Source organism: Paenibacillus sp. FSL H7-0703 (genome assembly GCF_038003485.1).
GTDB lineage: Bacteria > Bacillota > Bacilli > Paenibacillales > Paenibacillaceae > Paenibacillus > Paenibacillus polymyxa_B.
The window spans coordinates 1,846,887-1,873,289 of record NZ_JBBOPF010000001.1 but is presented as its reverse complement, the minus strand read 5'-3'; the positions used below and the strand labels follow the sequence as shown (position 1 = coordinate 1,873,289).

The 26,403-nt window shown below is 43.7% G+C and carries 22 protein-coding genes and 3 pseudogenes; 18 read left to right on the top strand and 7 right to left on the bottom strand.

Features of this window, described 5'->3' with window-relative positions:
• Nucleotides 1–59: 59 nt before the first annotated feature.
• The 7 genes and pseudogenes from MHB46_RS08000 to MHB46_RS07970 all read left to right on the top strand — a co-directional run bounded on the left by MHB46_RS08000 (nt 60) and on the right by MHB46_RS07970 (nt 5,133).
• Nucleotides 60–542, top strand: a complete 483-nt coding sequence (locus tag MHB46_RS08000) for a MogA/MoaB family molybdenum cofactor biosynthesis protein (RefSeq protein ID WP_013309212.1) — start codon at nt 60–62, stop codon at nt 540–542.
• 103 nt (nt 543–645) lie between these two features.
• Nucleotides 646–897: a twin-arginine translocase TatA/TatE family subunit gene (locus MHB46_RS07995; RefSeq protein WP_013309213.1), complete on the top strand. Its 252-nt coding sequence runs from the start codon at nt 646–648 to the stop codon at nt 895–897.
• Between the two features lie 111 nt (nt 898–1,008).
• On the top strand, nt 1,009–1,776 hold the full coding sequence (gene tatC / locus MHB46_RS07990; RefSeq protein WP_341162023.1) for a twin-arginine translocase subunit TatC: 768 nt from the start codon (nt 1,009–1,011) through the stop codon (nt 1,774–1,776).
• A gap of 359 nt (nt 1,777–2,135) precedes the next feature.
• The gene (gene groES, locus MHB46_RS07985) at nt 2,136–2,417 is read left to right on the top strand and encodes a co-chaperone GroES (RefSeq protein WP_007429271.1); all 282 of its coding nucleotides are present in this window, start codon (nt 2,136–2,138) and stop codon (nt 2,415–2,417) included.
• 73 nt (nt 2,418–2,490) lie between these two features.
• On the top strand, nt 2,491–4,119 hold the full coding sequence (gene groL, locus MHB46_RS07980; protein ID WP_013369880.1) for a chaperonin GroEL: 1,629 nt from the start codon (nt 2,491–2,493) through the stop codon (nt 4,117–4,119).
• Nucleotides 4,120–4,294: 175 nt separating this feature from the next.
• Nucleotides 4,295–4,750 (top strand): annotated as a pseudogene (locus MHB46_RS07975) (transcriptional regulator); the annotation flags it as partial.
• A gap of 163 nt (nt 4,751–4,913) precedes the next feature.
• Nucleotides 4,914–5,133 (top strand): annotated as a pseudogene (locus tag MHB46_RS07970) (hypothetical protein).
• Nucleotides 5,134–5,304: 171 nt separating this feature from the next.
• Here the strand turns inward: MHB46_RS07970 and MHB46_RS07965 are convergent.
• Nucleotides 5,305–5,712 (bottom strand): MerR family transcriptional regulator, encoded by a 408-nt coding sequence (locus MHB46_RS07965; RefSeq protein ID WP_023987566.1) that lies wholly within the window; start codon nt 5,710–5,712, stop codon nt 5,305–5,307.
• A gap of 231 nt (nt 5,713–5,943) precedes the next feature.
• On the opposite strand from MHB46_RS07965, the gene MHB46_RS07960 reads away from it, so the two are divergent.
• From MHB46_RS07960 to MHB46_RS07950, 3 genes are all read left to right on the top strand, one after another.
• Nucleotides 5,944–6,888: an MBL fold metallo-hydrolase gene (locus tag MHB46_RS07960; RefSeq protein WP_076294990.1), complete on the top strand. Its 945-nt coding sequence runs from the start codon at nt 5,944–5,946 to the stop codon at nt 6,886–6,888.
• Nucleotides 6,889–7,767: 879 nt separating this feature from the next.
• Nucleotides 7,768–8,649, top strand: coding sequence for an AraC family transcriptional regulator (locus tag MHB46_RS07955; RefSeq protein WP_341162022.1), 882 nt, complete (start codon nt 7,768–7,770; stop codon nt 8,647–8,649).
• Between the two features lie 99 nt (nt 8,650–8,748).
• Nucleotides 8,749–10,077 carry a prolyl oligopeptidase family serine peptidase gene (locus tag MHB46_RS07950; RefSeq protein WP_341162021.1) on the top strand — a complete coding sequence of 443 codons (1,329 nt, stop codon included), beginning with the start codon at nt 8,749–8,751 and terminating at the stop codon, nt 10,075–10,077.
• 235 nt (nt 10,078–10,312) lie between these two features.
• Here the strand turns inward: MHB46_RS07950 and MHB46_RS07945 are convergent, their stop codons facing one another.
• Complete coding sequence (locus MHB46_RS07945) at nt 10,313–11,224, bottom strand: aldo/keto reductase (RefSeq protein WP_341162020.1); 912 nt, start codon at nt 11,222–11,224, stop codon at nt 10,313–10,315.
• Between the two features lie 454 nt (nt 11,225–11,678).
• Between MHB46_RS07945 and MHB46_RS07940 the strand changes: the two genes are divergently transcribed.
• Nucleotides 11,679–12,164 carry a MerR family transcriptional regulator gene (locus tag MHB46_RS07940; RefSeq protein ID WP_250243764.1) on the top strand — a complete coding sequence of 162 codons (486 nt, stop codon included), beginning with the start codon at nt 11,679–11,681 and terminating at the stop codon, nt 12,162–12,164.
• 614 nt (nt 12,165–12,778) lie between these two features.
• On the opposite strand, the pseudogene MHB46_RS07930 reads toward MHB46_RS07940, so the two are convergent.
• Nucleotides 12,779–13,266, bottom strand: a pseudogene (locus MHB46_RS07930) (thioredoxin family protein).
• 307 nt (nt 13,267–13,573) lie between these two features.
• A complete protein-coding gene (locus MHB46_RS07925) occupies nt 13,574–14,362 on the bottom strand; it encodes a polysaccharide deacetylase family protein (protein WP_341162019.1) in 789 nt (262 codons plus the stop codon).
• 370 nt (nt 14,363–14,732) lie between these two features.
• Here MHB46_RS07925 and MHB46_RS07920 point away from each other — a divergent pair, with 370 nt between their 5' ends.
• Nucleotides 14,733–15,107 (top strand): PH domain-containing protein, encoded by a 375-nt coding sequence (locus MHB46_RS07920; RefSeq protein ID WP_341162018.1) that lies wholly within the window; start codon nt 14,733–14,735, stop codon nt 15,105–15,107.
• A gap of 115 nt (nt 15,108–15,222) precedes the next feature.
• On the opposite strand, the gene MHB46_RS07915 is transcribed toward MHB46_RS07920, so the two are convergent.
• A complete protein-coding gene (locus MHB46_RS07915; protein ID WP_341162017.1) occupies nt 15,223–15,543 on the bottom strand; it encodes a hypothetical protein in 321 nt (106 codons plus the stop codon).
• Nucleotides 15,544–15,735: 192 nt separating this feature from the next.
• Between MHB46_RS07915 and MHB46_RS07910 the strand changes: the two genes are divergently transcribed.
• From MHB46_RS07910 to MHB46_RS07885, 6 genes are all read left to right on the top strand, one after another.
• Nucleotides 15,736–16,701: a carbohydrate ABC transporter permease gene (locus MHB46_RS07910; protein ID WP_043882098.1), complete on the top strand. Its 966-nt coding sequence runs from the start codon at nt 15,736–15,738 to the stop codon at nt 16,699–16,701.
• Nucleotides 16,698–17,519, top strand: coding sequence for a carbohydrate ABC transporter permease (locus tag MHB46_RS07905; protein ID WP_209949644.1), 822 nt, complete (start codon nt 16,698–16,700; stop codon nt 17,517–17,519). Before MHB46_RS07910 ends, MHB46_RS07905 begins: the two co-directional genes overlap by 4 nt.
• A 124-nt stretch (nt 17,520–17,643) precedes the next feature.
• A complete protein-coding gene (locus tag MHB46_RS07900; RefSeq protein WP_250259016.1) occupies nt 17,644–19,008 on the top strand; it encodes an ABC transporter substrate-binding protein in 1,365 nt (454 codons plus the stop codon).
• 258 nt (nt 19,009–19,266) lie between these two features.
• Nucleotides 19,267–19,851, top strand: coding sequence for a TetR/AcrR family transcriptional regulator (locus tag MHB46_RS07895; protein WP_025721531.1), 585 nt, complete (start codon nt 19,267–19,269; stop codon nt 19,849–19,851).
• A 23-nt stretch (nt 19,852–19,874) separates the two neighbouring features.
• Nucleotides 19,875–21,239, top strand: a complete 1,365-nt coding sequence (locus MHB46_RS07890) for an HlyD family secretion protein (protein WP_235307717.1) — start codon at nt 19,875–19,877, stop codon at nt 21,237–21,239.
• A 1-nt stretch (nt 21,240) separates the two neighbouring features.
• Entirely contained in the window at nt 21,241–22,464 is a 1,224-nt protein-coding gene (locus MHB46_RS07885) for an ABC transporter permease (protein ID WP_209949638.1), read from the top strand.
• Between the two features lie 96 nt (nt 22,465–22,560).
• Here MHB46_RS07885 and MHB46_RS07880 read toward each other — a convergent pair whose 3' ends face one another.
• On the bottom strand, nt 22,561–25,158 hold the full coding sequence (locus MHB46_RS07880) for a glycine betaine ABC transporter substrate-binding protein (RefSeq protein WP_341162016.1): 2,598 nt from the start codon (nt 25,156–25,158) through the stop codon (nt 22,561–22,563).
• On the bottom strand, nt 25,133–26,356 hold the full coding sequence (locus tag MHB46_RS07875; RefSeq protein ID WP_025722068.1) for a quaternary amine ABC transporter ATP-binding protein: 1,224 nt from the start codon (nt 26,354–26,356) through the stop codon (nt 25,133–25,135). The genes MHB46_RS07880 and MHB46_RS07875 overlap by 26 nt, the downstream gene beginning before the upstream one ends.
• Nucleotides 26,357–26,403 lie beyond the last annotated feature (47 nt).

The following is a 26,403-nucleotide window of genomic DNA, read 5'->3' as shown; positions in this document are numbered from 1 at the left end:
GGCTGTTTCTGATTTTCAGAAGAGAAAGTATTCTTTCATGATAGGAGAAGGGTGATCTTATGGTGTGGAAAACGGCGATCCTAACAGCCAGTGATAAAGGGGCAAGGGGAGAGCGTGAGGATACAAGCGCACAGGTCATCCGGGAACTCATCGAAGAAGAACTGGGCGGAGAGATTGTGGAATACCGGATCGTTCCCGATGAACCGGATGAAATTATTGCGGCTTTAATCGAAATGACCGATTATTTTCATGCAGACCTGGTACTAACTACGGGTGGAACCGAGCTGGCGATCCGTGATGTGACACCGGAGGCGACTAGGCGGGTTGTGGAACGGGAAGTGCCAGGCATGGCGGAAGCCATGAGAATGATCGTGATGCAGAAAAATCCAGCGGCTATGCTATTCCGTGGAATCGTAGGAATACGCGGACGTACACTGATCGTCAATTTGCCAGGAACGCCCAAAGGTGTGCATGAAAATTTGGCAGCGATAATGGACCAACTTCCAGAAGCGCTGCTTATGGTGACAGGCCAGTTCCGGTAGAAGGCAGCACATCGTGTGTGGTATGATACCTATAAGAATTTATAAGGCCGTATACGGACAAAGATTGTTATTTTGTCCGTCAACATAAGGAGGATTACTACACATGCCCAATATTGGAGCACCGGGTTATATTTTGTTAATTATTCTGGCGCTGCTGCTATTTGGTCCGAACAAGCTGCCTGAGTTGGGTCGAGCTGTAGGGCGTACATTCCGTGAGTTTAAAAACGGGGCACGCGATATTTTATCAGAAGATGAACGGACTGAGCGTAAAGACAGCAAAGATAGTGTGGTCAAAGCATCACAAACGACGTCTTCAGAAGTTCAACCTCAGCCTGAGGATAAACGCTTGTCATAGATTTAGTGATCGATTCTTGATCTTGTACAATAAACAAAAGCCTCTTCTTCAGTGAAGGGCTTTATTTTTTAGGAGGCGCTGCTGCGTTCCGTTCAGAAAGGAGGAGTGGACTTGACCCCACCAGAGCATGAAATGCCGCTAATGGAACATCTGGGAGAGCTTCGCCGCAGAATTATCTATGTGCTAATTGTATTTGTATTGGCACTGGCTGGTGGTCTGTTCGCGGCGGGTTCTGTCTATGACTGGCTTATTCGCTCCGGTTCGGCGCAAGCTTTTCAGTTAAACGCGTTTTCCTTTTGGGACGGGATCGGTATCTACATGAAGATCGCCATGATCATCGGGATTGCGGTGGCGCTACCGTTTGCTTGCTACCAACTGTGGAAGTTTGTCAGCCCGGGCTTAAGACCACAAGAACGAAGTGCGACTTTGCGGTATGTGCCTTATGTGCTGCTTTTGTTCATCATTGGGACAGCTTTTGCTTATTTCATTATTTTCCCGATGGCGATTCAATTTACATCGTCGGTCACCAAAAGTATGGGATTACAGGAAACGTACGGGATCGCACAATATTTCACCTTTATGTTTAATATTGTACTACCTGTAGCGCTACTGTTTGAGCTCCCCCTGCTTATCATGTTTCTGACGGGGATTCATGTTTTAACACCAATGCGGCTTCGCAAGTGGCGGAAGATTTCGTATTTTCTGCTTGTGTTCGTTGCGGTTGTCATTACCCCGCCGGACTTTATTTCCGATTTTTTGGTGGCGATTCCGTTGCTGGTGCTATATGAAGTGAGCGTGTATTTGTCTTCGGTCGTGTACCGCAAGCAGCTGCGTGCACAGGAGGAACGTGAGGCCCAATTGCGTGTAGCTTCAGAATAATAAGGAAGGACCTGAATGGCTCAGTAAACAATTTATTCGGGTCCGCGCTACATGTCACTTGCAGATGATGAATGGCATTTGTATATCATGACTATTGATAGAGCATAACAAGCAGCAGCTTAGCTGCCTTAAAAATAACCATTAGCCTTGAGTTAACGGTTATTTTTCAGATAGATGGATATAATCGGGAAGGGCTGTCCATAAAAATTCCCATAAAAAATACATTAGGGACTTGAAATTCAATCCCAAGTTGAGTATCATAAAGTTGGTTGTTAGCACTGACGACTGTCGAGTGCTAATACATACAACATAACAACCAAATTACAGGATAAAACACTTAATAAGGAGGCTATTTTTTCATGATCAAACCTTTGGGTGAACGCGTATTGGTGGAAGCAATTGAGCAAGAGACAACGACTTCCTTCGGGATCGTACTTCCTGACTCTGCCAAGGAAAAGCCGCAAGAAGGCAAAATTATCGCGGTTGGCGCAGGCGCATTGAAAGACGGTGCCCGTATTCCTCTGGAAGTAAAAGAAGGCGACCGTGTCATTTTCTCTAAATACGCTGGAACGGAAATCAAATATGAAGGTAAAGAATATTTGATTATGAAAGAAAGCGATATCCACGCGATCATCGGTTAACCGGAACCCGGACAAGACCTGAATATAGGAATTGAAACAAATCATTCATAATCCATAGGGAGGTTTATCACAAATGGCTAAAGATATTAAATTCAGTGAAGACGCTCGTCGCTCTATGTTGCGCGGGGTTGACGCATTGGCTAATGCTGTTAAAGTAACACTCGGACCGAAAGGCCGTAACGTTGTACTGGAGAAAAAATTCGGTAGCCCGCTCATCACCAATGACGGTGTAACGATTGCAAAAGAAATCGAGCTGGAAGACGCGTTCGAAAACATGGGCGCTCAACTGGTTAAAGAAGTAGCAACCAAAACGAACGATGTAGCTGGTGATGGTACGACTACTGCTACTGTCTTGGCTCAAGCCCTCATCACAGAAGGCCTGAAAAACGTAACTGCTGGCGCAAGCCCAATCGGTATCCGTAAAGGGATCGACAAAGCGGTTAAAGCAGCTGTTGCTGAACTGCAAGCCATCTCCAAACCAATCGAAAGCAAACAATCCATTGCTCAAGTAGCCGGTATTTCCGCTGCTGATGACGAAGTAGGCGAACTGATCGCTGAAGCTATGGAAAAAGTGGGCAAAGACGGTGTAATCACTGTTGAAGAATCCCGCGGTTTTGCAACAGAGCTGGAAGTGGTTGAAGGTATGCAATTTGACCGTGGCTACATTTCCCCGTACATGATTACAGATACGGACAAAATGGAAGCTGTACTGGACAATCCGTATATACTGATCACAGACAAAAAAATCACAAACACTCAAGAAATCCTGCCATTGCTTGAAAAAATCGTACAACAAGGCAAGCCACTCGTTCTGATCGCTGAAGACATCGAAGGCGAAGCACTGGCTATGCTCGTTGTTAACAAACTGCGTGGTACATTCAACGCTGTAGCTGTTAAAGCTCCAGGCTTTGGTGACCGTCGTAAAGCAATGCTGCAAGATATCGCTGCCCTGACAGGCGGTCAAGTGATTACAGAAGAACTGGGTCTGGACCTGAAAACAGCTTCCGTAGACCAACTGGGTACAGCACGTCAAGTGCGTATCACTAAAGAAAATACGATTGTGGTTGACGGTGCTGGAAACAAAGCCGACATCGACGCTCGTGTTAGCCAAATCCGTACGCAACTGGAAGAAACCACTTCCGAGTTCGACAAAGAGAAACTGCAAGAGCGTCTGGCTAAATTGTCCGGCGGCGTAGCAGTCATCAAAGTCGGTGCGGCAACTGAAACAGAATTGAAAGAACGCAAACTGCGCATCGAAGATGCCCTGAACGCAACCCGTGCTGCGGTTGAAGAAGGTATCGTATCCGGTGGTGGTGTAGCGCTCCTGAACGTATACAAAGCAGTTGCAGCTGTTGAACTGCAAGGCGACGAGCAAACAGGCGTGAACATCGTGCTGCGCGCTCTGGAAGCTCCAATCCGCACCATTGCTGCTAACGCAGGTGAAGAAGGCTCTGTAATCGTTGAGCGTCTGAAACGCGAAGAAGTTGGCGTAGGCTTTAATGCAGCTACCGGCGACTGGGTAAACATGATCGAAGCTGGTATCGTGGACCCTGCGAAAGTAACTCGTTATGCATTGCAAAACGCTGCTTCCGTAGCAGCAATGTTCCTGACTACCGAAGCGGTTATCGCTGACAAGCCAGAACCAGAAAAGGCTGCAATGCCTGACATGGGCGGCATGGGTGGTATGGGCGGAATGATGTAATAAAGGGTATCAAAACCCTGTAATACCGCTATTTAAAAGGCTCCCGAAAGGGAGCCTTTCTTCGTTAAATCACGAAAAAATCACATTTCTTGCAAAGGGAGATGGTCTTTCGTGAAATTGAAGTTCAATATATCTGTAAAGTGAATTCTTATTTTCTCATTAGCATCCTTTTTCATATGTTGAATACATAGCCGAAACAGCAGATACCATGGAAGGTGAGAAACTTTCAAAGCTGTTAAACGTTATGATAGCTGCTAATCAATATAATTTGGATGTTGATGATGTACTTTTAAGGTTTAAAAAAGAGATTGATGCCTTTACTCAACTCCCGACATCTACTGATATGTACAGCCAACAAGTAGTACCCGACTACATTGCATGGTTTGGTTACGAAATGGCCTACTATTATTTAAACAGAGAAAGGTACAGTGATGGTTTTAAACAATTGTTATTTGCAATGGTAAAGTCACATATAATTAATAATGAGACTTACTTTATAAATTGTATTGGCCTGTTTATGCGTTTCCAAGTCTATGCGACTCCTGAAATCAAAACAGAGTTCTCCAATCTAATTGAAAAGGTGTGGATAGGTAATGTTGAGAAAAATGGGACTGTTAATTGTTGTGAGTAGCTTTTTGGTTTTTATAACCGTACCTGGTATCCAGATTCTTGTACAGGTTGGAGGTTCTTAATCGTCATTAAAAAGCTCTGCTAACCTTATGGTCGGCAGAGCTTTCTTCAGTGTAGGAATTACCACACGATTTACCCGAATATCTATTTCTGAAGTGATCAGCATGAAGCATACATATAAAGTGTTAAAATCGGATTTAGAACTATTTGCTGCTGCATTAAGCCAGGCAAGAGTATATATGGTTCAGCCGTTGAACGAGGGTTTGATAGATATTGTGGATTACAGTGGAGAATATTACACCGGAGTCGGTTAAGATTAACGGAACCTTTTTCATGAGGAATCAGTTTGAATTTAGAGTAGATGTAAAGGGCTCAACTGGGTAACTGGTATGAATCCACTTTTTAAATGTTCGTTGATAACTACAACAAAAGAAACAATGGTAGCCTAGGACGGGAAAATAAACCCTAGACTATCGCTATTTCATTGAACTAACGTTTCCCGTTAGTTCAATCAATTCTGTTGCCATCGTATATGCTGGTGGCGAACCAGGTCTTCTACATTACTATATCGTCTTTCGTAAGTTTTTGGTACAGGGCTATCTTCTCGTTGGCAAGGGAAATCATGCACTCAAGTTCCTGCCGCTTGGATTCCAGTTCCACCAGATGCTTTTCAAGAATTTCTATCCGTATGTGTAAGGCAGGAGTAAAATTAGCAACTTCTTCCCCTTTTTGAATTTTATCCAGTACACATCCGTCACGAGTAAATTCCGTAATCTCCTCAAGCGACAATCCCAATTTTTTTAATCTAATTAAACATTGTATATATGAAACCTCACTTTCGGTATAAATGCGTGTCCTTCCATTTCTTCGATTTGGTTCCTGTAGCACTCCAATTTTTTCATAATAGCGAATCGTATAAGGAGTTAGCCCCGTTCTTTCTGATACTTGACTTATAGTAAGCATTGTTTTTTTTATGTCACTCCTTTTTTCTAAACCAAAATTTAAAACTATTATACATCTTTAAGTCAACTCGAAGTCGATATTTGCACCTCTAACTTCATTTCAAAAATTTGTGCTTGATTTCTAGTTGACTCTAACTTGTAAGCTAAAGTTGCTAATTGATATACATGAAACATAAAAAAACTAAAGATAAAAGGAAATGGTATCAAACTTATTTTGATGGAGGCATAAACAATGAACAACAAATATTTCACGATTCAACAAGCAGCGGAAGGTATCTGGGGTGCTATTTCGGTACCTGGTAGTGGTTCGCTGGGGAATGCGGCAATTATTGACATTGGGGATTTGACCGTTGTTGTGGACACAACCAACCTACCGCATTCTGGTGCTTTGTTACGTCAAACCGCAGAACAATTAACGAATAAACCAATTAAATATGTGATCAATACTCATTTCCATGGAGATCATGTCAACGGCAATCAGGAATTCATGGAAAGTGATTTTATATCTACCGTTTGGACAAGAGATTTGCTATCTGAAATGGGTAAAGTGAATATTGATCTAATGCAACAAAACATTCAGAAGTTAATAAATAGCCTACATCAAGTACGTTCACAAGAAAAAAATCCGCACATGTTAACCGAAATCGGCTATGATCTTTCCGTGCAGAGAGCCCTGTATGATGCTATCCCTTCCCTTCGTAGGGTGATACCCACGATAACTTTTGACGATAAACTAGTTATAAAAGGAGCAAAACGTACTGTCGAAGTTTTATCCTACGGAGGCGGCCATTCTTTAAGCGATGCCGTTATTTACGTGCCTGAAGAACGAACCTTGATTGCTGGTGATTTAATAACCAACAAGACGATTCCGGTCATGCCATACGGTAATCCATACGCTTGGATACGCATCCTTAGACGCATTCAAAGAGATCTGAAGGTAGATACTGTCATTCCCGGGCATGGAGATGTGTCCACTCCAGATAAAATCCTAGATGTCATTCGCTTTTTAGAAAAAACGATCGCTTATGTGTCTGAAGCTGCGACGAGCGGAAAACCAGAGTCTTACTGGTTAAATGAAGGTGTATTAAATGGCTATGAAGATTGGCATCTAGCTCAGTATTTCAGATGGAATTTTCGCTGGCTCTTCAATACAATGCTTGTTCAAAATAATAGATGAGACACAACTAGCACTCCCTTTAACTCCACCAGATTCACAAGGCCAGTTCTGAATGTCAACCCGGCAGCACGTTTGGGTATTTTCAAACGTAATTGGCAGTCTGCTTGTTAGGTTAACCTGCCACGTTAGCTTAACATCGCCGTTTAGTCTACAACTTTTCAGCAGGTTGCCGTAATATGTTAGATCTGGAGATAAAGACGCGGAGGTGTACAGAAAGCATAAAAGTTAGTTGCTTGCTTTTGAGCAAAATAACTATATTATGGGGCCGGATAAGTCTACACTACAAGATATCGTCATTCTGGAGAGTTGGGAGCGGGATAGAGCATACCTATGCCGCCAAGAGAAGGTGAAATATTTTAGAAAATTAAATTCTTAGAAATATCATTGCTACTTTGTATACCCCATTATACAATTGTAAGGAAGTTGTTGATTAGAATGAATTATGTGGGGGGCAAAAAACCTTATGCATCAAGGGCTTCTATGATTAGACGCCCTGTTTAACCACATAGCGTAAAACAAAAGGCTGATTATGGACACTCTCATAATCAGCCTTTTATAATGATCCAAAATGCAGTGATATATATAGATTTACGCATGATCTATAAGACCTTTTCGTTTATTACGCCTTGAATGAAAGCGTTGACATGATTTTCAACTCGCTATATACTTAGCTTAATTAAATGAATAGCACTAGGATTGTTACTGTTACGCAGGCAAAACCTAAGGAACAAAATGTTAAGATCTAAGGATCTTATGTATTTTGTTATACTTAGGTTTTTTTGTTTATAGAGAAAGGAAGGTTAAATACAAGTGGTTTCGGCACTTTGCTGAAGCCATTTTCTTCTATTTATGAGTTCACATCTGAGAGGAGCGACAAACTTGGAATACAAATATGAGCTGGTCCAGGCAGACAATCATTTTCCGTTAAAAATTATAGTTCATTCCTCCAATGAACCAGCGTACATACCTGGGCATTGGCACGACAGCATCGAAATATCCTATGTGCTTTCAGGAAAAATCGATAATATCTATATTGATGGCGCGAGTTATAGCTCCAAAGAAGGAGATATTGTGCTCATCAATTCGAATGCTATTCATTCCTTCTCTGTGGCTAAGGGACAAGGAAGAGAGGCTATAACCGTTCTGATTCCTTCTGAATTTATTAGAGAAAATGTTAACGGCAGTAACCCCATTTCATTTGACTGTATATCCATTTTCGAAACTAACGAGCAGAGATTACAGCATTTTGCGGAGTTGCGTGATTTGTTAAACACCTTATTTGTGGCTTATCTCAACCAGTATAATGACTCTTTAGCACATATCCATTTAACATCGCTATCTTATAAACTGGTGTATCTGTTATTAATGCATTTTAAAATGGATCATGAATCTATCCGTGGCTTTAACTCCGATAAATATTTGGAGCGGCTGACGTTGATAACCGATTATATCAAAAAGAATTACGATCAAAGTTTATCCTTGGATTCGATAGCTCAGGTTTTTGGGTTGTCTCCCGAATATTTGTCCCGTTTTTTTGTGAAGCATGTAGGGATGACCCTATTTCAATATATCAATGCCATCCGTCTGGAGAGATCTTTTCGAGTTCTCATGAATACGGATCATTCCATCATACAAATTGCGCTGGAGCATGGATTTCCGAACGAGAAGTCTTTTGCCAGGGTATTTAAAAAGGTTTATCAGGCAACACCGCATCAATATCGAAAAGAGAACAAGAGGTATTCTGGAGCAAGGAGTCAGTAATTGACCTAAATTAGGCTAATAAAAGACCGGATACAAATAAAAAAATCATTAAAATAAATAATGTAAGCGTTTTATTAATGGACCGGGAGGTAAGACATCATGTTTAAACGGTTTCAAAAGGCTGCTAAAACAACTATGTTATTCACTTTAGCTATCGGTACGACCCTTGCTTTCAATTCCGCTGCATGGGCCAAGGATGTAAAGATACAGCCCACCTCGTACCGGACGGTTGCGGAGGTTAAGGATTGGGGGGCAGCCATTACGAAGATCATTGTTAACCTGGGTAAGCCAGTACCTAAAGATGCGATAACAAAGGATACATTTAAGGTGCATGTGGGAAGAAGCGACGGCCGATTGGTAAATCCCTTTATTGAGAGTGGCAACCGGAAAGTCACCCAGGCCTATGTATCGGACAAAAGTGGCAACCCTGTAAATAAAACCGGAAGCTACGTTGTATTAGAAATGGAAGTCGGCCCAGCCTTAACACTAAGCTCAGCTATTCATTATGATGCGGCAGGTTCCGGGTTTAACGCATGGAATGATAACAAATACACAATCACGCAGCAAAAAGCTATTAAAACCACATTAGGAACGATTTCCGGCTTGAAAATTGATACTTCCGCAGGTCAGATACGGAAGCTAGTTGATCAATTTGCAACCGGCAAAGCTACTTTTGACGGGATTACTTTAACCTATGCGGACTATGCACCGTCAAAAGACAAAGTGAAAAATCCCTTGGTGATCTGGCTGCATGGTATGGGTGAGGGAGGTACAGATCCGACGATTCCGATTTCCGGAAATAATGCAGCGAATTTTGCATCTAAAGATATTCAATCCTATTTTGAAGGGGCTTATGTGCTGGCACCTCAGACTCCAACCTACTGGATGGATGGTTTTACAGGCTTCGGAGACGGCACCTCCAAATACGAGCAAGCATTGATGTCCTTAATTAAGGAGTACGTGGCCAAGAACAAAGACATTGATACAGATCGAATCTACATTGGCGGAGACTCCAACGGCGGTTACATGACTATGCTGATGATCCGTGATTATAAAGACTATTTTGCAGCCGCTGTGGTGGCCTGTGAAGCCTTGAAGGACAGCCTTATAACCGATGAACAGATTAACGAAATGAAGGACCTTCCGATCTGGTTTGTGGCTGCCAAAACCGACACCGTAGTACCGCCGAACGATTATACGGTTCCGACCTACAACCGTTTAGTGAATGCTGGAGCAAAGGATGTTCATATGTCGTTATTTGATAACGTAGTAGATACCTCTGGTTTGTACAAAAAGAGCGACCAAACACCGTATGAATACAATGGCCACTGGTCTTGGATTTACGTCTATAACAACGAAGTATCGAAGGTGATTAACGGAAAGAAAATAACGATGATGCAATGGCTAGCCTCCAAAACGTTGGACTGAAAGGTATACAAAAAAGGATCGTTAACATTTCTGCAACGATCCCTATTGGCATGTCTTAAAATAAATAAAAAGCCCGTTAATAGACGATGATTCAACATCTATTTTAAGGGGACACTTCGTTAGTCCCATTAGCTGCTTTGCTAAACTAATCTCCTTATTGGCTGATGCTTATAGCTTATATTGAACGGAATGAACGACCTTTTTCAATTATGCCTGCTCCTGTTATCTGCCACGTTTATTTAAGAGGGGGAGCTGCCATTGGATCAAGACCACTTGCCGCCCAAGCCAGGGCTTGATTCTGATCTAGTTGGTTCAACCGTTCCATATCGTTATCAGAAATTTCAAAGTCAAATAAATTTAAATTTTCACGAATACGTTCGGGTTTACTGCTTTTTGTTAATACAGCGTAGCCGTGCTGTAACCCCCATCTTAATAGTACTCTGGCTTCCGACACCTCAAGTTTCGTAGCAACTTCTTTAATGATCTGTTGGCCTTCTTTTTTGATTTCAGCGAGCACTTCTCCTCCCTGGCCTTCTTCAACCCGCCAGGTTGAAAGAGGAGCCAGCGAGCTATAGGCAATCGGTGCGATCGCATTTTCCTTCATGTATCTGGTGAGCTCGACTTGGGCAGAGATAGGATGAAATTCAATTTGATTTGCTTCAGGCTTGGCCAGACCTGCATCCAAAATTTCTTTAATTGTCGCAATATTGTAATTTGATACTCCAATATGCTTAGCCAGTCCTAATTTTTTCAGTTCAACAAAAGCATTCCACTGTTCCAGTCTAAGTTCGGAGAGTGGGGCATGTATAAGGTAAAGATCTACATAGTCAAGCTGGAGCTGTTTAAGCTGATTCTTTAACGTCTCAATGGTCTGACTGTAGTTTTTAACGGTCTGACTGTAGTTTTTAACGGGTGCAGGGAAAAGTTTAGTCGTGACAAAAAGCTCATCCCTTGAAACTCCAGCCGCTTTAATACCTCGGCCAGTGCCTTCTTCATTATTGTAAGCCTCAGAAGAATCAATGTGTCTGAATCCAGCTTTAAGCGCTTCTGTAACACTGTATTCCGCTTGATCATCCGATAATTGGAAGGTACCAAACCCTACGAGAGGCATACCTATTTCATTGCGAGTCGATTCTGTTAGTTTCATTTTATGAGTCTCCTTTAATTTATTATGATGATTCCTATAGTTGTTATTACGCTCTTTAGAAAAAAGCTCAATTATGCGTTACTTTTTGCATATATGCACCTCCTTATGTGAATCCATTTAAACTCATGTTAAAAGCATACTACCTTCGAGCAACACGAAGTCAACTGTATTAGAAAACTTCTATATATTTTATTTTATGAAGTTTAAGTATGCTTTAAGGAAAATTTCTATAAACTTGAAAGTATCGATTAAACACTTACTTAAGTTGATTCTAAAAATCAAAAGCTTTGATATGTATTACCTTACAACCTTCGTGTGACACGAAGTCAACAAAAAATATTATTTTTTAGGGGTTTTTATTTTCTGAAACTCAGTGTATGATTTAATTAAGAGTCTCGTGTAACACGAAGGTAGGTTTTATAACCTCTTCTGAGGATCGATAAGGGAGGATTTTATGTATACTGTAAAAGTGGTTGCCGAAATGCTTGATTTGACCGAACACACGGTTCGTTTCTATACAGATAAAGGCCTCGTTCCTGATTTACAACGTGATAAAAATAATAATCGGGTGTTTGATGAGCAGGCGATAAATTGGCTTAGAGGTGCGAAGTACTTAAAAAAATGCGGAATGTCAATGGAGGATATAAAAAAATATGTTGATTTAAGCTTAAAGGGTGAGTCTACTATTGAAGATCGTTATGAAATCATCCGGAAGCAAAAAGAAGTAGTTTTAGCACAATTGGAAGAAGCAAAAATAATGGCCGAATACATTACTAACAAAGAAAAACATTACTGTGATATTGTCAAACAGGTCATTCCGGATAATACTAACCCGTCAAAATGGCAAAGTGATATGGAATGCGATTTAACATCTGCAACTCAAAATGGAACTTGCCCAACAGCAGTAATTCAAGTTGAGAGGGCTGTTGAAGTTATTTAACAAACCCTAACAAGTTAAAAGAAATTACTACAATAGCAGCAGTCATAGACTTTATTTTGCTCAACCTATGCTGCCGCTGTTTTAATTTTAACACTGCATTTAAAGCTTATTTCAGTGAATCTCCTGTGGGTCTTGGAACAGCGGCGAACTACGACTTGATAAATAAGTCTTAGACCGCCGCTGCTGTTATTGATACGTTAGCACAATTAAGCAATGAGAAAGAAGACTGATCGGTAATTAGAACACAAGGCTATTAAGAAAAAAGGTGAAACGTAGTTCACCTTTTTGCCGCTTAAGTTTACAGTCCATTGTTGGAGATCAGACTTTTATACCAGAAGAAGCTTTCCTTCCTTTTTCGCTCTAAAGTGCCACGGTATACCCCATGATTTCAAATCCATCCAACAAAGCCTCATGCATTTATTCAATATGATAACGCAAGTATTCAATGCGATACTGATCGCTGATTGTACATTTTCCTCAACTTTATCGTAAGCACTCGGTCCATTCTCTATACATCCGTAAAGAACAGATTAAATTGATTATTTTTTATGAGCAGCCAATTGTATTACTGGTTGCTGCTGCATTTTTTTCCAGTCAAAGATCTCCGTCATTGTTCAATCGGCTTTAAGCTTGGCTTTCACACTGTCGATAACAGTACGCCAGATAGCAGGGTCTGTAGTAATATTCTCTTTAAAATTGCCAAACACAATTTTTTGCTGTTCTGCAAAATCTGATGCATCACTTGCAGGTAGTTGCTTGCGTACTTCTGTGGCAAGCTCTTGTACTTCTGGTGAGCGAGGTCCCCAAACGTCCTGCATTCCACCTGATTCGGTAATAAAGATGAAGATTGGAATGGCTCGGGAGGTCCCATTAGTCAAGTATTGATCCATTTCATCCGGTTTAAGAACCGTAGTTCAATATTGCTATGTTCTGCAATTTTTTGTACGATTGGCACGTTTAAGGCGGCATCTCCGCACCAGTCAGCAGTTAGTACAACTCCTCTCAAATTCCGCTTAGCAACTTCATTCCATATAATAAGATCTTCTGGCGTAAACACTAGCTCTTCATATACCCGGTTTACTACCTCACGATTTACTTTCATAGCCTCCACATATTCCTTATAGGTCATGCCTTACTCCTTGAAGGCTGAACTAACATACAACTAACGTTTCCCGTTAGCTTAATGAGGTCATCAATCTAATATAATTTTTCTTCCTAAAAGGTATACCTATATAAATAAAATGGGTATTTAAACCACGATTCAAGTGAATATGGCTAATCTAAGCAAATGAAAATAGCAATATGATGTAATAGGCTTCTTGAATTATCAGTTCCTTATTGGGTTTTCGCAAAATCCTCATGTATAAAACTCCGTCAACAAATAATTGACGGAGTTTTATTGCTCTCTTTTACTTATTCACTTCAATGAGCCCATCCGGTTTTTCCCGATTAGAGAGCAATTCGGATACCGTGACGAAGGTAAACCCTTTCTTCTTGAGCTCCGGTAAAATGATTTTCAGGGCTTCGACGGTTTGTGTACTTTGATGTACATAATCGTGCATCAGGACAATGTCGCCGTTACGGGCGTTGCGAAGGACCTTATTAGCGATACGATGTACACCAGGTTTTCGCCAATCTAAGGTATCCTGATGCCAGGACCATAAAATAATTTTCAACCCCTTTTCCTTAGAAAGCTTGACGAGCGAATCGGTGTAGGAGCCGCCGGGGGGTCTAAAAAGATGGGTTCCTGCACCAGTTGCTTGAACGATGCTCGCTTGGCCTTGATCCAATTCTGACAGAGCTTTGTTACGGGAAATATACTGAAAAGATGAATGATAAAAGGTATGATTGCCCACTTCATGCCCTTCTGCTCGTTCTCGTTTCACAATATCAGGAAGCTTTTCTACACGGCTGCCGACGACAAAAAAGGTTGCTTTAGCATTGTACTCTTTAAGTAAATCCAAAATGGCAGGCGTATTGCTTTCGTCCGGTCCGTCATCGAATGTGAGAGCGATAAGCTTACGATGGGTAGGAACTTCCCACACAATGTCGCCCCGTTCTTCGTAATAGGCCCTTCCCTTTGTAGGAGTGGGGGAGGCGTATGATGAGGCTTGTGCATTGGTAGATGGAGTGGGACAAGAGCTGATACACAGTAAAGAAACAGCAATTCCAGCGCACAGCAAACGGTTATATTTCATAAGGCTTCTTCTCCGTTCTAACGTATTCTCACATTAGCTTGCCAAGAAGAAGCGTATACCATTCCTCGTTTCTGAAATTCATCCATTCCAATCACTTAAAATTAGATCTAATTGCTTCTTCAGCAATGCGCAGCTTACGGAGTTAGGCAAATAATAGTGGTAGCTTGCTTGTTGATAACATCCTGTACCCATGTTAAGTTGTACATATCCATCCTTGGTTTCACTGTGCAGTTGAGGTAGGTCATTGTCCAGTTCGTGAGAGTCTTAATCTGACGAAAAATGAAGAGGTCGACGGGACAAGCCGCAAAAGCTGATCTGAGGTCAAGGAGCTGCGACTCGTTCCTGAACTTCGAACAGGAGATGAGACGGGATGCAAACAAATGAAAACGAGCTGCGAGCTATTAGTCTGACGTTAGAAGCGGGCGAACACATCCGATCATGTATGGGGTGTACGTATGATTTGCAACAGAGCTCCCAGAAGATATCGCATCATGGAACGCTGGCAGTGACGTCCCAACGAATCATCTTTTATTCCTGCACTATGGATACTCCTTGGGTCAAGTTCATCAATTATCACCATATTTCACTGGCTAAGCTGGATAAGGATTTGTCAGATTCTAGGGGGAACATCACGCTGATCAATCAGGGTGTGAACGAGGTGTTCACCCACCTGCCGAATGGAGATTGTATAGAAAGGTTTGTAGCTGTACTAGAGCAAGAAGCAGGTATCTCTTGTGAGAACTAATAATTATGGAAAACAAATAACTAAAACCTCCAACTTCGTAATGTGCCAAGAGTAGGCTACTTACAGAATTTGGAGGTTTTTTGTCTTTTAATTAGAGAGGTATATGGAACGAGCGTCAGCTCAACAGAGTTATAACCAATAAATTATATAACACCAACGGCAGAATGATATTGTTGTAGGCATAGGAGCGATCAGGGGTGGTGGTGCCTGAGAAGGGTGAGTGATATTGCTGAGGGACTCTTAAATACAAATGATCCGCATCGATGTGTACAATCGTCCCTTCATATACTTGATGATCCATCGTTTGTACCCTAACCGTGTGATTCATGTAGGGGCTTAATTGATAATGCAAATGATCGCGGATATTTTTGAGTTCCGCCTGTAATTCCGGTCTAGCTTGATATAAAGTTTGTGGACTGACAGTGTTGTATGGCATTCGCCTCTAACCTCCATACCATGTAATGATGCATTATATGCAGGAGTCTACGTCCTTGTGCTTATACCTATAGAGAGTTGCTTTTACAAAAAGAAAAAACATTAACATTTTACTCCAGCCCACTTGACGTTCCCTTTACATCAAAACGATACACTTACTGAGGTTGGTTTGAAAAGAAAGGGGCGTTCCGTTTTGGGTGAGCTTAACAAATCTATGGGACTGGGGACGAGGAGTCAGCAACAGACTTCGTCTAAAGCCCGCATACGCACGGGTTCGCTAAAAATTCAAAGACTGCGCGAAAACGCGCTAGCGTATACCTTTTTGGCTCCATCGCTAATTTTGTTTGCTGTATTTATGTTTTACCCGATGATCAAGTCCGTATATCTCAGCTTGCATTCTACAGATCCCGCAGGAAACGTTGCAGCTTATGTAGGGTTAGATAATTTTACTACACTTTTCAGCTCGGGACTGTTTCTACAAGGAATTAAGGTCACACTCCTGTTTGCACTGTTAACAGTACCAGTAGGTATTTTATTGGCGCTGGTACTCGCTGCACTTACACACAGTAAATTGCGGGGAATGCGTATCTTCCAGTTTGCCTTTTCGCTGCCGATGGTGTTGTCGGTCGGTTCATCTGCGGTCATTTGGAAATTTCTTTTTCATCCGACACTGGGGATGTTCAACTATGTGCTTTCCCTGCTACATATTAATCCGGTTCCGTGGCTGACCAGCCCGGATTGGGCGCTGTTCTCAGTAGCCATGATGACCATCTGGATGAATCTTGGCTTCAATTACATTATCTTATCGAGCGGACTTCAAGGGATTCCAGATGACATGTATGAAAGTGCCAAAATGGACGGAGCTGGCCCGCTCGTCACGTTCTGGCGTATCTCCCTGCCACTGTTATCACCGACGATCTTTTTTGTAACAGTAGTCTCCATCATTGGAGCCTTCCAGTCTTTTGCTCAAATTAACATTTTGACCAAAGGCGGTCCGGTGAACAGTACGAATGTATTCGTGTATTCCATCTATCAGGAAGCTTTCGTTAATTTTCGGTTTGGAACGGGGAGCGCGCAGGCCATTGTCTTGTTTGCCGTCATTCTGCTGCTCACGATGATTCAGTTCAAATGGGTGGAAAGAAAGGTGCATTACCAATGAAACGACACCTGAATTCAACATTGCTGTATGTACTGCTTACGATTGCAGCTGCTCTCATTTTGTATCCGGTTATATATACGTTTTTTATGGCAGTCATGTCGCCGGAGGAAGCAAGCGCTTATCCACCAAGCTTTCTTCCACATTCTTTTCATATGGCGAATTTCACTGAAGTGTTTGAAATTGTTCCGATTGCAGCCTTTATTGGAAATACATTTCTCATTTCGGGTCTGACGATGATTGGGCAGTTGATTACAGCGAGCTTGGCGGCCTACGCCTTTGCCAAAATGGAATTCAAGGGAAAAAACTTCATTTTCAGCATGTTTGTAGCGACGATGATGATCCCTTGGGAAGTGACCATTATTCCAAACTACCTGACGGTACGAAGCTGGAACTGGCTTGATACATATCAAGGATTGACGGTTCCTTTTCTGGCGACGGCATTCGGAACATTCCTGTTAAGGCAATTTTTTCTCCAGCTTCCCAAGGAACTGTTTGAGGCGGCTCGTATGGATGGGTGCGGACATATCCGTTACTTTGTGTTCCATGTGCTTCCATTATCGCGCCCTGCGCTTGGAACATTGGCTGTGTATTCGTTCCTGAATATGTACAATTCGTACCTCTGGCCTTTACTGATCACCAATAGTGAAAATATGCGTACGGTACAGATCGGAATATCCATGCTCGAATTTCAGGAATCGACTTCATGGAATTTGGTATTTGCGGGTACGGCCCTTGTCATTTTACCGTCTCTGCTCCTGCTGATCTTTGGACTAAAGCAGTTGGTACGTGGAATGGCAGCGGGCGCGCTTAAAGGCTGATCACATATTTCAAATGAAAAGCAACACCTGCGCAAGCAGCCCATATACAGAGCTTCAACACACAAGAATATCGCAAGAGAATGCCAATTCAAGATCATTTAATCAAAGGGAGAGAAGAGAGATTATGAGATTTTTTCGTCTGAAAAGTACATTGACCCTGCTTATTCTGACTGCCATGGTGGTTGCAGCAGGTTGTAGCAATAATACTGCTGCAGAGAAGCCGAGTAATGGTAGTGATGGGGCAGCAGCGACTTCTCCAGTGAAGCTGACTTGGTGGCATTCGATGTCCGGTAACGGTGAAAAAGCAATCAAGCAGATCGCAGCTGACTTTAACGCCAGTCATAAGGACATTCAGGTAGAGCCAGTATATCAAGGCAAATATGATGATAGCTTGAACAAGCTGAAGGCGTCGCTTGGTTCCAACAGCGGACCGGACATTATTCAAGTATACGAAATCGGTAGTAAATTCATGATCGACTCCAAAATGATTACACCTGTACAACAATTTATTGATGCAGACAAGTTCGATCTGTCGCAGTTAGAGCCAAATATAACACGTTACTACACGATTGATGGTAAATTAAACGCTATGCCGTTCAATACGTCAAACCCGATACTATACTATAACAAGGATGCATTCAAAGCCGCAGGACTTGACCCAGCTAATCCTCCGAAAACGTATGCTGAGTTCGAAAAGGCCGCAAAAGCCTTGAGCAAGGATGGTAAATCCGGTGCCTCCATTGCCATCTACGGCTGGTTTATGGAGCAACTGTTTGCCAATCAGAACGCGGATTATGTGAATAATGGAAATGGTCGTGACCAAGCGGCAACGGAATCCATGCTGAATTCGGATGCCGGTGTAAAAACGCTGACGTGGTGGAAGAAAATGATCGATGAAAAGGTTGTATCCAATCTGGGACGTAACTCGGACGATACGGCAAAGGCTTTTTCCGCAGGACAAATTGCGATGACGCTGGATTCCACCGCTTCGCTGCGTAATATTGTGGAGCAGGTTGGCGATAAATTTGAAGTAGGCACAGGATTCCTGCCAAGAGCCAATGAAGCTAAAGAAGGCGGCGTGGTTGTAGGCGGCGCGAGTTTGTACATTATGAACAACAAGCCTGAAGCCCAACAGAAGGCAGCGTGGGAGTTCATTAAATTCGTCGCTTCCCCAGCTGTACAGGCACAATGGAGTGTAAATACCGGGTACTTCCCGATCACGAAAGCAGCCTATGACGAGAAGGTACTCAAAGACAATATGGTAAAATATCCGCAATTCCAGACGGCGGTTGACCAATTGCACGCATCGGCACAATCCACCGCTACACAGGGCGCAGTGATGGGCGTATTCCCAGAAGCGCGCCAAATCGTCGAAGGTGCAATCGAGGCCGTTCTGAGTGGCCAGCAACAGCCAAAACAGGCATTGGATCAAGCTGCACAAGAAATAACAGGCAAAATTGCGCAATACAATCAAACGGTGAAAAAATAGTCGGCCTTCCCTTAAAATCGGTTGATAATCTGTAGAATGGCCCCCTTATCATCCGATTTTATGACATAGCGGATCGAATGAGTGACCCCCTCACTTATTCGATCCGTTTTTGCATTTTTATTTTTTTAGAATAATCGTTTAGACGAAATGTCTAAAATGAATTATTTTCATTTTTCCTATTGCTGGGTAACTAAAGATGGGCTTATAATAAATACATAATTTTTGTACTGGACGGTCAGTTCAAAAAAAGGAGGAAGCATGAAACAGCAAACGAAGGAAATTATTTTTAACGGCGCACTTAAAGCTTTTTCCGAACGAGGATTTAACGAAACAAACATGGAAGAAATTGCTAAGGTTTGTGGCATAGCCAAAGGAACCCTGTACTACAATTTTAAAAACAAGCAAGAATTGTACATTTACATTTTGAAGATGGGGATGGAGCGATTTGTGCAGGATATCCATGAAGCGATGGCTCAGGTTCCTATGGATCAGGTAGAATTGAGGGTTCGCAAGCTGATCCAAGTACATATTGAGTTCATTGGGAGAGAGCCGGATTTTTGCCGTTTACTGGTTAGCAAGGGATGGGTCTCACAGGAACAGCATTTTAATATTAGGCAGGTGCTGGCAGACTATTTTGATTTTATGGAGGCGGAGATCGATTCCGGTAAGTTATATGGGAAAATTTCAAGTAAGCTGGATGCCAAAACAACAGCCAATTGCTTATTTGGGATTTACATTTTCGCTCCGATGCGGTCCATGGTTTGGGGCGAAACGATGAATCTGCAAGAGGTTCGAGAAAGTATTGAAGTATTTGTGTGTAATGCATTGGGCATGCAACATTAATAGACAGATGGAGTGATGAAAACATGAAAGCTAAAAAATATACGATTTACGTCGTACTTATTATTTTAATCGCGGTAGGAATTTATGCCTTGACTGCTTTCCCACGGGGTGGGAGCAGCTTGTCTGCGGATCAGTCTTCTTCCATACCTACGGCTTATGTGGAGTCGGATACCCTCAATGCCAGCTTTAAAATGGCAGGACGGATTGATCAGATGCTCGTCAAAGAAGGCGATCAGGTTAAAAAGGGGCAGGTGTTAGCCCATCTGGAAAGTCGCGAGTTGGAAGATAAGGTGAAGCAGGCACAGGCGGCGTTGCTGGCAGCTAAGAGTAATGTATCCAAAGCAAAAGCCAGTGTGTTGCAGGCTCAAGCAGGCGTAGGCCAGGCACAGGCTACTGTAAGCGCCGCTCAGGCCAAGAAGAGCCAAGGTACGACATCGGTCAGTGTGACCGCTGAGGCATCCTCCAGCCAGATCGAACAGGCCAAAGCGGCTGCGAACGCCGCCAAGGCAAAACTGGATGCGCTCAAGAGCGGGGCAAGACCGCAGGAGCTTGAGCAATTGCAAGTATCTGTGAAGATAGCCAAGGAAACGCTGGATCTGACCGTTAAAAATCTGGAGCGTGCCAAAAAGCTTCAAGAAGCCGGAGCAGCAACCCAGGCATCTTTGGATCAAGCGACATTGGAACATCAACAGGCAGTGGCCAAGTATAATGCAGAGTCGCAAAAATTGGATATGGCACGGGAGGGAAGCCGCAAGGAGGAAATTACGGCGGCTGAAGCTCAATACCGTCAAGCGTTGGCTGCGGTGAAGGAAGCACAGGCAGGAGCGGGCAAAGTTGCTGTGCAACAGGAAGATGTCAAAGCTGCTCAGGCTTCAGTAGAACAAGCGCAATCTGCTGTGAAGGCGGCGCAATCTACAGTTGAGCAGGCTCAATCTGCGGTTGCAGGAGCCAATGCTCAGGTAGCCCAAGCGGAAGCCGCGCTTCAAGAGGCTCAGACCTATTTGAGCTACACGACGCTATATGCGGCCGAAGATGGAATCGTAAAATCCAAGTCGCTTAGCTTAGGTGAAATGGCTAGCGCAGGATTCCCGGTCTATACTATTGAAACTTCGACACAACGTTGGGCTAAATTCTATGTACCTGAAACGTCTCTGAATGGCCTTCAAGCAGGGGATACTGTCCAAATTAAATTGCTGTCTGGCGGTAAGGAGCTGAAGGGTAAAGTCATTCTGTTAGAATCGGCTGCTGACTTTGCCATTCAAAAACCGAGCCAAAGCTCCGGTGACAAGGATGTCCGTTCCTTCGGTGTTAAAGTAGCATTGCCGGACCTTGCTGCTTCGGTTCCAACAGGCTCCACGGTCCTGTTTACAGGCAAAGGGGCGCAGTAATATGCAGGATTCACAGGAAAGACTTCGTATCCGCGATGTGTTTCGCGAGGAATGGCTGAGCATCTTCCGGGACCGCCGCTTTATGGCTATTCTGCTGATTACGCCGATTGTGTATACGATACTATTCGGCTTCCTATATTCACATCAGCGGATTATCGAGATGCCTGTCACAGTGTACGATGGAGATAATTCACAGCTCAGTCGCCAGATCATTCAGGCGTTCGATTCGACCGACTCATTTGCCGTTACACGGCAAGCGACCAATCAGGAAGATGCTGTCCGTCAGGTAGAGACCGGGGAAGCTAAGGTCGGAATCGTCATTCCCGACAACTTTACGACTCGGCTTAAGCATGGGGAGAATCCACCCGTGCTCACGCTAATTGACGGCAGTAATATGATGTATTCCAATAGTGCCAGTCGGATTGCGAATCAGGTCATTAGCAGCGTGAGCGCTGGAGTATCGGTCAATTCTATGAAACAAAAGGGAATGAACGCCGATCAGGCCGCGTCGACGCTGACTACCATCCCGTTCCGATCCAGAGTGCTATTTAACCCGGTATATGATTATAAGCTTTTCATGCCACTAGGGGTTATCTCTGCGGCTCTCCAGCAGTGTTTGCTGCTTGGTATCGCGTTGTCCTGCACGCGTGATAAGGAAGCAGGGACTTGGGGAAGATTTGGTGCATGGAGAAATACCCCTTGGCGTTTGGCTATTGCCAAACTGGCACCGTATTATGCAGCGGGAGCTTTCAATGTGCTGACTGTATTCAGTATCAGTGCTTTATGCTTTGATATTCCGTTTAGGGGACAGGTACTGCCGTTAATTTTGGTGTCGCTGGTCTTTAACTTTGCCTTGTGCGGATTAGGCTTCCTGTTCAGTCTCTTTTCCAAGACCAGAGTGGATGCGACCCAAACGCTGATGCTGATTGCTGTTCCTTCCTTTATGCTGTCAGGCTATACGTGGCCATTGGAAGCAATGCCCGGCTTCTTGCGGGGGCTTGCTGAAATATTGCCACTGACGTATTACCTGGATGCTGTACGGAACATCACGCTCAAAGGACTGGATATCACCTACATCTTCAAAGATATGATTGCTCTAGGCGTCATTGGTTGTGTGAGTCTGCTGGTGTCCTTTGTGATCTATCCGTTATTCTTTAGACAGCACCAGACGGCAGGGCAGCATGCCGATGTGCCCGCTCAAGAAGGATTCACGCTAAAAGGCTGAGAGCAACTTTAAATATGGATATCATAAAAAGGCAGATCAGGGTTTACCCCTGATCTGCCTTTTGCTTATTCGTATGGTTTAAAAGCGGAAAAAATATTATTGCGGCGCTTTAAGATCCTCGATGGAATCAATCGGTACATAGGATGGAACGACAAGCCCGGACATAACGCCAGTCATGCTGGTTCCGATGTCATCCACCTTATCCTTGTATTGAGCCCAATAATCAGCATGCGTCAATGGAAGCCAAGCGGCAGCAGTAGCATCTACACTTCCGCCGGCCACGCCAGTCCACATCGGGCCGATTTCCACTTGCAGGGCTGTTACTTTATAGCCCAATTTTTGTTCCAATACATATTTCAATACGTTCGTACTGGCAATTTCAGAATCCCAAGCAGCGTAGCTCAGCTTCAAAGGATCACCGTTGACGGGCTGTAGGCCCTTGATCCATGCCTGTACCTTGTCAGGATGTTTATCAGCCCAGTTCTTGGCAGCCTGCTGTGGGGCAATACCGTCCTGAATCGCGATCATCACTTCACCCATATCTTCAGCAGTCCACTTAAAGCGGCTTAGAAATTCATAAGCCACAGGAGCATCCTGCTTCAAACCTTTGCGGGCGATTGTATGAATTTCTTCCTTATCACCATACGCTTTTTTAGGATCTTTCAAGTATTTCAAATCATATTTGTTAAACATCCAGTGAGGAGTCCAACCTGTTACGACGATAGGCTGCTTGGCTTTGATAGCTTTATCCAGTGTAGCAGTCATAGCAGCTCCAGAGCTTTCAAGCAGCTTCCAGTCGGATAAGCCATAGTCATTAATAGCTTTAGCGGTCAGCTTCATCAGTCCGGCGCCAGGATCGGTACCGACAATGCGGTAACCGACCTCTTTGCCAAAGTCCTCGGTTGTGGCGGAAGCCGGAGCCGCTTCGGCTCCGTTATCCTGCAAATCAGTAATCGATTTAACATCCATGTAAGCTGGAACGACCAATCCGGTTTTAACACCGCTCATATTAGCCCCAAGATCGTCGAGCTTATCCTTGTATTTAGCCCAGTAATCCGCATGTGTTAACGGCAGCCATGCAGCCGGTGAAGCATCTACATCACCACTAGCGACACCCGTCCACATAGGACCTGCTTCCACTTGAAGTGCGGTTACTTTGTAACCCAGTTTGTTCTCCAAAATATAACTTAGCAAATTCGTACTGGCAATTTCGGAATCCCAAGCGACATAACTCAGCTTGAACGTGTCGCCATTGACAGGTTGCAGTCCTTTAGTCCATTCCTGAACCTTGTCGGCATGTTTCTCCGCCCAATCCTGGGCAGCTTGTTCAGGACTGGTTCCAGCTTGAATGGTAACCATCATTTCACCCATATCTTCCGGTGTCCATTTGAAACGTTTTAGAAACTCATAAGCGATAGGAGCATCCTGCTGCAAGCCTTTACGGGCAATCGTATGAATCCCCTCGGCTTCACCATAAGACTTCTTAGGGTCTTCCAAATATTTGAGATCATACTTGTTGAACATCCAGTGAGGAGTCCAACCTGTAATAATGATCGGTTTTTTCGCTTTAATGGCTTTGTCCAGTGTGGCCGTCATAGCTGCACCGGAACCTTCAACCAGTCTCCAATCAGACAAATTGTAGTCTTGAATTGCTTTGGCAGTCGATTTCATAATGCCTGCCCCGGCATCAATACCGATAATTTTGTAACCGACTTCTTCGCCAACCGGGTTGGCAGCAGCGTTACCTTTGCCAGATGCGGAATGATCCGTACCAACAAAATATTGGGATGCACCAGCGATCAAAATGACAGCTGTAACTGCAGAAGTAATCCATACTTTTTGCTTGCTGGATACGCGGCTTTTGCCTTTTTGCGTAGGTTTAAACAGGTTTTGCGTAAAACGGTCAAGCACAATAGCCAGAACGACAACAGCTAAGCCGGCTTCAAAACCTTTACCGATTTGCAGCTGTGTCACAGCACGGTATACAACAGCACCGATGCCTTCTGCACCGATCATGGAAGCAATAACAACCATGGACAGTGACAGCATAATCGTCTGGTTAATACCAGCCATTAAGGTAGGCAATGCCAGTGGAAGCTGAACTTTGAACAGCTTTTGCGCAGAGGTTGAACCGAAAGCATCTGAGGCTTCGATCAGCTCACCTGATACTTGCATAATCCCCAAGTTAGTCATGCGAATGGTTGGGGGGATAGCAAAGATAACAGATGCGATAACACCAGGTACAACACCCAGGCTGAAAAAGGTAACCGCTGGGAGCAAGTACACGAACGCAGGCATCGTCTGCATAAAATCAAGTAAAGGCGTGATAATGCGGGATGCGGATTTACTGTATGCACACCAGATCCCGATAGGAATCCCGATAACAATGGATACGAGCGCAGACGTGATGACCAGTCCGAGCGTATTCATTGTTTCACTCCAATAGCCGAGATTATCAATCAGCAGGAAGCCGATGACAGTAAATAGCGTAAGCTGAACTCGCCCGATCATAAAGGCGATAATCCCGATGATCACGATGAACACCAGAGGGTGCGGAAGCATGAACAGACCTGAGAAAAAGCCTACTACAGCTTCTATAATAGAAGAAATAACATTAAACAATCCAGCCAGATGAATACCCATCCAGTCGACAATGGATTGAATCCACTCAGCGATTGGCAGTTTCGGTATCATGGGCATTCACCTCCTTTGTAGTGGTAACATCTCCACCAAGTGCGCCGAGCAATGCTCCACGGACGATAACGCCCAGTAGCTTCTGCTTATCATCGACTACAGCCAGCGGCACCTTGGACGAGCTTGTAATTTCAAACAAATCATTAATGACAGTCTCGGCAGCAACCTGCGGTCCGTCAGTAATCAAAATATCTTCAATCTTCAAATTATTGCGCAGTGCATGAACAGCATCCTCGGCGTTAATAACACCCAGTAGCTTTTTAGTACGGTCAATGACGAACAAATTGGATATCCCACGCTCCCGCATCAATTCCAGAGCCACACGTGGACCACGATCCATGGTGATGGTTTCTGGACGAAGCATGACATGAGCAGCCGTCAATACCTTGGACAGATCCACATCCTCGACGAAGCGGGCTACATAAGAGTTAGCCGGTTGGATCATAATTTCTTCCGGTGTACCGATTTGTACGACCGCACCGTCTCGCATCAATGCAATCCGGTCACCAATCCGCAACGCTTCATCCAGATCATGGGTGATAAACACAATTGTTTTCTTCATTTTATCTTGAAGCTCCAACAGCTCATCCTGCATGTCACGGCGAATGAGAGGATCCAATGCACTGAACGCTTCATCCATCAGGAGCACTTCAGGGTCATTAGCCAGCGCCCGTGCCAGGCCGACACGCTGCTGCATACCGCCACTCAATTCATCGGGCATTTTATCGCCCCAGTTTTTAAGACCAACCAGTTCCAGCGCTTGTTGCGCCTTTTCCTGACGCTGTACTTTTTCTACCTTTTGAATTTCAAGACCATATTCTACATTTTCTAATACAGTCCGATGTGGGAACAGGGCGAATTTTTGAAAAACCATGCTGATGGTTTTACGACGAACTTCGCGAAGTTGTTCTTTGTTCATCTTACGGAGATCTTTGCCGTGGACCAGAATTTCACCGGAGGTAGGCTCAATCAAGCGATTTAGCATTCGCACCAAAGTGGACTTGCCACTGCCCGATAGCCCCATAATTACGAAAATTTCACCTTGCTTAATTTCCATGTTGGCCTTATTGACACCAACAGTAATCTGTTTTTCTTTGGCCAACTTTTCCTTGCCCCAGCCTTGCTCCAGGAGCGGAACACCTTGCTCTGCGTGAGGACCAAAGAGTTTGCTGACATTTTTGACTTCCAAAATCGTCATACATACACCTCTTCTTTCTATACTTTGCTTGGTATTAACCCCTTGTT

Coding starts and splice junctions, on each gene's coding strand:
- MHB46_RS08000 (WP_013309212.1), top strand. CDS start 60: ATGGTGTGGAAAACGGCGATCCTAACAGCCAGTGATAAAGGGGCAAGG.
- MHB46_RS07995 (WP_013309213.1), top strand. CDS start 646: ATGCCCAATATTGGAGCACCGGGTTATATTTTGTTAATTATTCTGGCG.
- groES (WP_007429271.1), top strand. CDS start 2,136: ATGATCAAACCTTTGGGTGAACGCGTATTGGTGGAAGCAATTGAGCAA.
- groL (WP_013369880.1), top strand. CDS start 2,491: ATGGCTAAAGATATTAAATTCAGTGAAGACGCTCGTCGCTCTATGTTG.
- MHB46_RS07965 (WP_023987566.1), bottom strand. CDS start 5,712: ATGCTTACTATAAGTCAAGTATCAGAAAGAACGGGGCTAACTCCTTAT.
- MHB46_RS07960 (WP_076294990.1), top strand. CDS start 5,944: ATGAACAACAAATATTTCACGATTCAACAAGCAGCGGAAGGTATCTGG.
- MHB46_RS07950 (WP_341162021.1), top strand. CDS start 8,749: ATGTTTAAACGGTTTCAAAAGGCTGCTAAAACAACTATGTTATTCACT.
- MHB46_RS07945 (WP_341162020.1), bottom strand. CDS start 11,224: ATGAAACTAACAGAATCGACTCGCAATGAAATAGGTATGCCTCTCGTA.
- MHB46_RS07940 (WP_250243764.1), top strand. CDS start 11,679: ATGTATACTGTAAAAGTGGTTGCCGAAATGCTTGATTTGACCGAACAC.
- MHB46_RS07925 (WP_341162019.1), bottom strand. CDS start 14,362: ATGAAATATAACCGTTTGCTGTGCGCTGGAATTGCTGTTTCTTTACTG.
- MHB46_RS07920 (WP_341162018.1), top strand. CDS start 14,733: ATGCAAACAAATGAAAACGAGCTGCGAGCTATTAGTCTGACGTTAGAA.
- MHB46_RS07915 (WP_341162017.1), bottom strand. CDS start 15,543: ATGCCATACAACACTGTCAGTCCACAAACTTTATATCAAGCTAGACCG.
- MHB46_RS07905 (WP_209949644.1), top strand. CDS start 16,698: ATGAAACGACACCTGAATTCAACATTGCTGTATGTACTGCTTACGATT.
- MHB46_RS07900 (WP_250259016.1), top strand. CDS start 17,644: ATGAGATTTTTTCGTCTGAAAAGTACATTGACCCTGCTTATTCTGACT.
- MHB46_RS07895 (WP_025721531.1), top strand. CDS start 19,267: ATGAAACAGCAAACGAAGGAAATTATTTTTAACGGCGCACTTAAAGCT.
- MHB46_RS07890 (WP_235307717.1), top strand. CDS start 19,875: ATGAAAGCTAAAAAATATACGATTTACGTCGTACTTATTATTTTAATC.
- MHB46_RS07885 (WP_209949638.1), top strand. CDS start 21,241: ATGCAGGATTCACAGGAAAGACTTCGTATCCGCGATGTGTTTCGCGAG.
- MHB46_RS07880 (WP_341162016.1), bottom strand. CDS start 25,158: ATGATACCGAAACTGCCAATCGCTGAGTGGATTCAATCCATTGTCGAC.
- MHB46_RS07875 (WP_025722068.1), bottom strand. CDS start 26,356: ATGACGATTTTGGAAGTCAAAAATGTCAGCAAACTCTTTGGTCCTCAC.